Here is a 7,045-nt window from a genome sequence, read left to right as displayed (position 1 = left end):
GTGGTCCTCGGTGTGGATCCAGTCGCGGACGTTCTCGCCCTTCCCGTAGAGCTTGGGGCGCACGCCGTCGACGATGTTCGTGATCTGCCTGGGGATGAACTTCTCCACGTGCTGGTAGGGGCCGTAGTTGTTGGAGCAGTTGGAGATGGTCGTGCGCAGGCCGTAGGTGCGGGTCCATGCGCGCACGAGCATGTCGGAGCTCGCCTTGGTCGAGCTGTACGGCGAGGAGGGCTTATACGGCGTCTCCTCGGTGAACTTCGCCGGGTCGTCGAGCGCCAGGTCGCCGTAGACCTCGTCGGTGGAGACGTGGTGGTAGCGGATGCCGTACTTCCTCACGGCCTCCAGGAGGCGGAAGGTGCCCTCCACGTTGGTGCGCAGGAACGGCTCCGGGTCGGCGATGGAGTTGTCGTTGTGGCTCTCGGCGGCGTAGTGGACGATCGCGTCGTGGCCGGGGACGATCCTATTGAGCAGCTCCGCGTCGCAGATGTCGCCCACGACGAGCTCCACGCGGTCGGAGGGCAGCCCGGCGATGTTCTCGGGGTTGCCGGCGTAGGTCAGCTTGTCCAGGACGGTGACGTGGACGTCCGGATGGTTGTCGACCACGTAGTGCACGAAGTTGCTGCCAATGAAGCCGCAGCCGCCCGTTACGATGATACTCTTGGGTTCAAAAATCTCAGACATGAAAATCCAATCTGAAGCATGTACAGCTTCTTTAGTATGCCGCAGGAAGTGACGCCGCGACGCTATTCAACAAAACTATCGGACATTTCGGCATGCGATAAGAGCCATAACCTTCGCTGAATTACCTCCTGTACAAAACGCCTCCGGAACGCAGTCTTTGTCGTAGTGAAAAACCGAATCCCCAGTTATTTCACGTAAGTACTTATAGAAGAAATCCTCCCAGCTTTTAAACTTCTCACTGTTTACAAAGGCTTCTGGGGTTTTCAAAACCGTCTTAACATCTAGCCCTGAAATTACGCCGGAGCTCAGCAGAAGCCACTCGAACGACTCGGGAAGACAAACCGTAACAGTATCGCGGTGAATGTCTTGCAGCTTAAGGACACGGTCCGCATAGCACCCAAATGCCGCTCCGTCCGCGACAACAAACACGCGATCGTCGAGATGCTGATCCAACCAGCCCAAAATCGCGCTGTTCGTCATGGCCGAAGCACAGGTAAGTTCACTGTCAGCGAAATGCCGTTCAAAGAACTGGAAACCAGACTTACTGTCCTCGCATAGAAGGATAGAAAAGTCCTGTTTTGGCGCCGACCGGGAAATAGCATAACGATGATTCCCGCGATCTTGATAAACAGGGACGAAAGAATGGTATTTTCCGCTCGTCTTAATCTTGTAAATCTCATCCACGCTATACGGAAGATTGGGGAAATCAGCCCTTGAGATCAGCACGAAATAATTCGAGGAATACAGCACATGATGGGCAAACTCATCAGAATGAATCTCTTTTAAGCCCTCATCGACAAATACAATCGAGTCATGAACGGACGAAAGCTGGTTTCGCCAATCATAATCGGTCAGGGCGACACAGGGACAATCGCATTGCAAGGAAACACCCGACTGCTCACCCGTTCGCATGTAGTCTGCGACCATGTCAAACAGTGTCGTCTTACCCGTGCCGCTATCGCCACGCACAATAGTGATGTTCCGCTTGATGGTAAATGTGTACTTGGTTCCCCTGCGGCGGGAAATCTTAACGAGATGCGAACCGTTCATAAGCAGCACCTACAGATACGGAATCGACTCGTGAATCAATTCGGCCATGTTGTGAACGATTCGGCCGCTATTCACGACTTTTATTTTAAAATCCTCGCGACCAAAGTCCATCACATGATAGAGATTCACAACGAGCTTGCGATCTTTCGCCATGTCGAGAATCCACTTGGCACAGTTATCACCACAGGTAGAAGCGTTAAAAATATGCTTACGATCAAATCTCATAAGCAGCAGCGTTTTCACTCCACCAGAAAGCTGGAGTGGAGAAATGGACCCAAGCACAGGGCTTTCGATGACGTTTTCGGAGACAACATCCGATCGATCGACATCCTTAATTATCGAGACTGCATAGGGATCCGTAATCCAAGAAGACCGGTAAGAGTTTTTGAAATATGTCGCTGTGTTGTAAATCGCTTCTGGCATATCGCCAAAGTAGACGCTTAACACATCCACTCCCAATCATATTGTCTTTATGGTCAACGTAATCATAACGAAAGGGGCCACCAGATAAACGGTGACCCCTAAAAGAAAACAAGCTGGCGCTAGTACTCGCGCGGGCTGTTGACAATCTCGCCGGCGGCGACCTTCTTCAGGTGCTGCCCGTAGACCGACTTGCCGTAGGCCTTCGCGGCCTCCTCGAGCTCGGCGGTCGTGATCCAGCCGTTCTCCCAGGCGATCTCCTCGGGCACGGACACGGGCAGGTCCTGGGAGTGCTCCACGGCGCGGACGAACTCCGCGGCCTCGTGAAGGCTCTCCATGGTGCCGGTGTCGAGCCACGCGTAGCCGCGGCCGAGGGTGACGACGGACAGCGTCCCCTCCTCCAGGTACATCTGGTTGAGCGTGGTGATCTCCAGCTCGCCGCGCGCGGAGGGCCTGACCTCATGCGCCTTGGCGGCGACGTCGCCCGGGTAGAAGTACAGGCCGGTGACGGCGTAGGAGCTCTTGGGGCGCTCGGGCTTCTCCTCGATGGAGACGGCACGGCCCTGCGCATCGAACTCCACGACGCCGAAGCGCTCGGGGTCGTCCACGTGGTAGCCGAAGACCGTGGCGCGGCCCGACTCGGCGTTCTGGACGGCGCGCGTCAGGTGGCGACTGAGGCCGTTGCCGTAGAAGATGTTGTCGCCGAGCACGAGCGCGCACGGCTCGCCGCCGATGAACTCCTCGCCGATGGTGAAGGCCTGCGCCAGGCCGTCGGGGCTCGGCTGCTCGGCGTAGGAGAGGTTCACGCCGTAGCGCGAGCCGTCCCCGAGCAGGCGCTCGAAGTTGGGCAGGTCCGTAGGCGTGGAGATGATAAGGATGTCCCGGATGCCCGCCAGCATGAGGGTGGACAGCGGGTAGTAGATCATGGGCTTGTCGTAGACCGGCAGCAGCTGCTTGGAGGTCACGAGCGTGAGCGGGTACAGGCGGGTGCCGGACCCGCCGGCGAGGATGATGCCTTTCATGTAGTCCTCCGTGTCATTTAACTGATTTAGTTACGACTTATATAATAATCTCTATCGGTCATATCAATTAAAAATATATGAGCGATACCCATTGAACAGGCCATCTAATTGCCTCAGCACGGAAAGAGCGTCAGGAACAGTGAAGATTTACATTGCAGCGCATAAGCACTTTGGCATTGATGCGCAAGCGCCATATCAGCCGCTCTACGTTGGGGCAAGCTCCATTCCAACAGACAATCGTCAGGCTGGATGGCTGTACGACGATCAAGGCGATAATATTTCCCAGAAAAACAAACACTACTGCGAGCTTACCGGCCTCTATTGGATATGGAAGAATTCTCCTGAGTCGATAGTTGGGCTCACGCATTATCGAAGGGCATTTGAGTCCCCCAACGACTCGAAGCAGATGCTCAGAGACTATGAAATTGAGAACATTCTTACCAAGCATGACTGCATTGTTGCAGCCAAAGAACCCTGCACAAGCTCAATCGGGTGCAACTTAATCACTGTTGCTGAGCAGTATAGAATGATCCACTCTTCGACAGATCTGCTACAGGCAAGGGAAATCATCAGGACGAAATGCCCTGGCTACTTGGATGCTTTTGATGAAGCAATTTGTGAGGAGTGCTCTTTTTCGCCATGCAATATGTTTATTTGTAAAAAGGAACTGATGGACAGATATTGTAAGTGGCTTTTCAAAATTGAAAAACAACTTGATAAGCGAATTGACTATATAAGTGGTCGCGATAGCTATCAACAAAGGATGCCTGGCTTTATCTCAGAACGACTATTCAATGTCTTCCTTAAAAAGGAAGACATAAGATGCTATGAATGCCGCATCTTTAACCCAATAAATAAAGAGGCCCTCACGATCGATCAAAGCGCGTGGCCTCAAAGGAGACCGCAACTTACGTGCGCTTGCTCTACGAATGCAATATTTAACGGAGCAGACTATTCATCTGTATTTGATTATTCCTTTTATGTAAATCATTACGAGGATCTATTCGATAGATATAAAGACGACCCCCATGGAGCGCTGGAACATTTCATTGCAATCGGCATTAACGAACATCGAGTTGCGCATCCTCATTTTTCTATTAGCTCTCTTCTGAATGGAAATCCCGATTTAAGAAGTAAGTGCAGTGGAAATCTCGAAGCAACGCAAATGTATATAGCGAATCCTAAAGAGTATATGCATCCAATTGGGTATGAAAACATTCATCCGCTAGACGAGCAAAGCAATTCGACTACGGCCACATGGCATGAACGTCGAATTACAGCAGCGCGCATCCGATACCAAGAAAGAATAGAGAGGCTACCCGTACTGGGCTAATTCAATGTAAGAATAAACCCTAGATCAAGGTGAAATAGCACAGACATCTTCAGTGCAACGGAAAGGTAAATTGAAATGAAAATTAACATGGATTGCATTTGCCGCGGAAGCGGGAAGGTGTACGTTCTTCTAAAGAATGTTGAGACAGATGCATCAAATATTCAGGTGACAGCAGCAAAGAGCGACGGAACGACAATACCAAGCTCAATCTATCCATACGAGTCAAATAACAATCAATACGTCATAGTTCTTCCCGACCTCGGAACTGGTGATTGCGATATTCAGATTAATGATTTGAATGCGCAATATGCCTACGATGCCATTAAAATCAGCTTTGGCACGGCAAAATGGGCGTCAAGATTAAACTACAAAATTAAGAATGATTTGTCCCATTCCATTAGGAACTATGACGATAAGCATGACTTGGATGTAGCAAGCATGCGTTTTCACGAGTTTATCGAAGATGGAGATGAGGCCATTCTTCGCTGCTCAGTAAAACTTCCTCAGCGCAACGACAACAAAATAGCCATCAGCTGCTTCGATACTTCGATGAATCGAATTGAGATCGAGCCGATCACCACCGATGACATTACGATTCCCTTGTGGTTTGCCCCCAATAAAAAACGGCGCGAGATTCAATACTCGGTCCGAATCCCAAATAGCACAAATAGGCTAATCTTCACAATCGAAGATGACAATCACCCGAGCTTTAACAGCTTCGCTGTTGTGGACAACGAAGAGCTCGAAAGGCTGCGCATTTTAACCACATCGAAGATGCAACCTATTTCGATTGATCCATCTGCATATCCAAAATGGCTCGAACAACACAAGGCAAGCTCGGCGATGCTCGAAAAACAATCGATGGTTACCTTCAAGAAAATGCCTTTGTTTAGCATCGTCGTTCCCCTATTCAACACACCCGATAATTTGTTCAGGGAAATGGTGGAATCAGTTCTTAAACAGAGTTATGCGAACTGGGAGCTTGTGCTGGTCAATGCAAGCCCAGATAACAGTGCGCTTGTGGATATGATCGAAACCGCTAAGAATAATGACGCTCGCATTAAGGTGATAGAGCTAGCGAGCAATTCCGGCATTTCCAAAAATACTCTTGCCGGAACAAAAGAAGCGAATGGAGATTTCATTTGCTTCTTGGACCACGACGATACTCTTGAGCCCGCGGCGCTTTATGAATATGCGCATGCAATTAATGCTGAAAACAATACTGATCTCATTTACTGCGACGAAGACAAACTGTTTGCCAATGGCAGCTATGGTGACCCATTCTTTAAGCCAGATTTAAGCATCGATTTACTACGAAGCGTTAATTATATTTGCCATTTTCTTGCAATCAGAAAGACACTATTCGATTCTCTGGAGTACGGCGACGAGCAGTACGATGGAGCCCAAGACCATGACCTGACGCTTAAGGCGATAGAAAACGCACGAAATGTGGTACACGTGGCTAAAATTCTGTACCACTGGAGAATGACCGAAAACTCAACTGCAGGTGACCCGAACTCAAAGCTATATGCATGGGATGCTGGCGTCAAAGCCGTACAGGCCCATTTGGACAGACTTGATGTTTCCGCAAAGGTTTACCGTGGAAACGACCCCTTCACTTATAAAGTTACCTATGCAGTTCCAGATAGTCATCCACTTGTATCAATCATTATTCCGACAAAGGACCATCCCTCTGTTCTCGATACGTGCATTAAGTCGATCATTGAACGCTCAACGTACGATAACTACGAAATCGTCATCATTGAAAACAACAGCGAGAACCCAGAAACATTCGAGTACTACTCTGAATTAGAAAAATGCTATCCCGATATGATCCGCATCGAATATTGGGGTGCAGAATTCAATTTTTCAAAACTGATGAACTTTGGCGCTAGCAAAGCAAAGGGCGATTACCTTCTCTTGTTAAACAACGATACAGAAGTTCTAACCCCAAACTGGATTGAAAACATGCTGGGCATTTGTTCACGAAAAGAAGTTGGCATTGTTGGCGCAAGACTTTTCTACAGCGACAATACTTTGCAACATGCGGGCGTCGGTATCGGAGGAATTGGAGCCGGCCACCTTGGAAAAGACTACCCCAGAGGTAATTGGGGCTACTTCAATCTATGTGACCGCACGCAAGATCTAAGCGCAGTAACTGCAGCATGCCTCATGACTAAGAGAGCTGTATTCGACGAAGTCGGTGGCTTTAGAGAAGAGCTGGCTGTTGCTTTTAATGATGTTGACTATTGCCTCAAAGTGAGAAGTCACAACTATCTTGTTGTATATACACCCGACACCGAGCTGTATCATTATGAGTCGCTATCGCGAGGCTATGAAATCAGCGACGAAAAGAAAATGAGGTTCCATAGGGAATACTCATTGCTCAACTACCTATGGCCAGAATATTACGTGAAAGGCGATCCGTATATAAACAGCAACATCATCAGCGGGAATTTGTATTATCAAATTTAAAAGCGCTATGATGCTTAGGTGACGCATAATTTCTTTCGCAAATTGACAACCGCATAGCGGAACA

The 7,045-nt window shown here is 49.3% G+C and carries 6 protein-coding genes; 2 read left to right on the top strand and 4 right to left on the bottom strand.

What is annotated here, in order from left to right:
- From DXD24_RS05810 to rfbA, 4 genes are all read right to left on the bottom strand, one after another.
- Nucleotides 1–681, bottom strand: a 681-nt coding sequence (locus DXD24_RS05810) for a dTDP-glucose 4,6-dehydratase (protein ID WP_117646391.1), incomplete at its 3' end; no start/stop codon positions are given.
- A gap of 75 nt (nucleotides 682–756) precedes the next feature.
- The gene (locus DXD24_RS05805) at nucleotides 757–1,731 is read right to left on the bottom strand and encodes a hypothetical protein (RefSeq protein WP_117646364.1); all 975 of its coding nucleotides are present in this window, start codon (nucleotides 1,729–1,731) and stop codon (nucleotides 757–759) included.
- 9 nt (nucleotides 1,732–1,740) lie between these two features.
- On the bottom strand, nucleotides 1,741–2,178 hold the full coding sequence (locus tag DXD24_RS05800; RefSeq protein ID WP_117638162.1) for a DUF4869 domain-containing protein: 438 nt from the start codon (nucleotides 2,176–2,178) through the stop codon (nucleotides 1,741–1,743).
- A gap of 95 nt (nucleotides 2,179–2,273) precedes the next feature.
- On the bottom strand, nucleotides 2,274–3,173 hold the full coding sequence (gene rfbA, locus DXD24_RS05795; protein WP_117646363.1) for a glucose-1-phosphate thymidylyltransferase RfbA: 900 nt from the start codon (nucleotides 3,171–3,173) through the stop codon (nucleotides 2,274–2,276).
- 139 nt (nucleotides 3,174–3,312) lie between these two features.
- Between rfbA and DXD24_RS05790 the strand changes: the two genes are divergently transcribed.
- Together DXD24_RS05790 and DXD24_RS05785 are read left to right on the top strand one after the other, a co-directional pair.
- On the top strand, nucleotides 3,313–4,506 hold the full coding sequence (locus DXD24_RS05790; protein ID WP_158548911.1) for a DUF4422 domain-containing protein: 1,194 nt from the start codon (nucleotides 3,313–3,315) through the stop codon (nucleotides 4,504–4,506).
- Between the two features lie 75 nt (nucleotides 4,507–4,581).
- Nucleotides 4,582–6,981 carry a glycosyltransferase gene (locus DXD24_RS05785; protein ID WP_117563880.1) on the top strand — a complete coding sequence of 800 codons (2,400 nt, stop codon included), beginning with the start codon at nucleotides 4,582–4,584 and terminating at the stop codon, nucleotides 6,979–6,981.
- The last annotated feature ends 64 nt before the right edge of the window (nucleotides 6,982–7,045 follow it).

The sequence above is a fragment of the Collinsella sp. TF12-2AT genome, assembly GCF_003436735.1.
Classification (GTDB): domain Bacteria; phylum Actinomycetota; class Coriobacteriia; order Coriobacteriales; family Coriobacteriaceae; genus Collinsella.
This window is presented reverse-complemented; position numbering and strand designations above follow the sequence as displayed.

Excerpts from the sequence above, each read along its gene's own strand:
- rfbA (WP_117646363.1), bottom strand. The coding sequence starts at position 3,173 with ATGAAAGGCATCATCCTCGCCGGCGGGTCCGGCACCCGCCTGTACCCG.
- DXD24_RS05785 (WP_117563880.1), top strand. The coding sequence starts at position 4,582 with ATGAAAATTAACATGGATTGCATTTGCCGCGGAAGCGGGAAGGTGTAC.
- DXD24_RS05805 (WP_117646364.1), bottom strand. The coding sequence starts at position 1,731 with ATGAACGGTTCGCATCTCGTTAAGATTTCCCGCCGCAGGGGAACCAAG.